The 1,074-nt window shown below is 51.5% G+C and carries 1 protein-coding gene; it reads right to left on the bottom strand.

Annotation, left to right across the window (positions count from 1 at the left end; genetic code table 11):
• A partial coding sequence (locus tag ACTHS3_RS14255) for a FepA family TonB-dependent siderophore receptor (protein ID WP_440368278.1) occupies positions 1–1,074 on the bottom strand: 1,074 nt, incomplete at both ends.

Here is a 1,074-nt window from a genome sequence, read left to right as displayed (position 1 = left end):
ATCGACACCAAGTTTAAACGGAATATTCGCTTCGCTGCTGAAACGCAGGTTTTTCAGACGGCTTTGAACACAATCCAAGCCTGTATAGCTGCCTTCCGGACCACCGGCCAAACCTTCAGGCAAGTGGCTGTTGACTGTACGCTCATAACTGATCACGTTTTTGGTATCGCCCCATTCCCATGCGCCATCATGCGTTAAAGAATAAGCAGAACGGTATAAGCGGGCAGTTTCGGCTTTACTGTCGGCCAGAGAATTAACCAAAGCAGAACGTGGATTGCTGTTTTGCGTATCGCCGTTGTAGATATTGCCCTGACGGCTGTAGCTGCTGTCTAAAATCAGCGTTTGCGCTGGGCTGATTTTCCATTGCAGACGGCCGGCAATGTCTTTATTGCGTACGCCTTCGACACCGGCCGCGCTGTCGTTGCCGTGTCCTGCATTGATATCGGCCGCATCTGCATCCGTTTTATTCAGGTTGCCGTAAATGCGGAAGCCCAAAGTATCTTGAATAATCGGACCGCTCAAATTAAAGCCGATACGGCGGGTTGCGCCCTCTTTGCTGTCTTGCGGTTGATTGGCGTAAAGATTGACTTGGCCTTTAAATTCTTTAGACACTTTTTTGGTAACAATATTGACCACGCCGCCCATCGCACCCGACCCGTAACGTGTTGCCGCCGGGCCGCGCAAAACGGTGATGGATTCGATTTCTTCAACCGGCACCCAGTTGCTGTCGCCACGCGTATTGCGTTCACCGCGCATACTGATACGCTCGGACTGGCGCGAATTAACCGGCTTGCCGTCAATCAAAATCAAAGTGTTTTCAGGACCCATACCGCGCAAGTCGATTTGGCGTTTGTTGCCACGCTGACCTGTTGCCGTATTGCCGGTCAGGTTGACGCCCGGCATGGTGCGGACAAATTCGGAAATATCGTTGACTGCAGGACGCTTGTCGATGTCGTCTTTAGAAATACGCGATACGCCCAGCGACTGTTGCAGTTGTTTCTCGGCAGTAACGTAAACGGTATCGACTTCAGCCTGCTCAACTGCTTTCTCTTCAGCTGCGTGTGAGAATGCACT

Source organism: Neisseria sp. P0009.S007 (assembly GCF_051962515.1).
The sequence above is the reverse complement of the archived record's forward strand: the minus strand, read 5'-3'. Positions and strand labels throughout refer to the sequence as shown.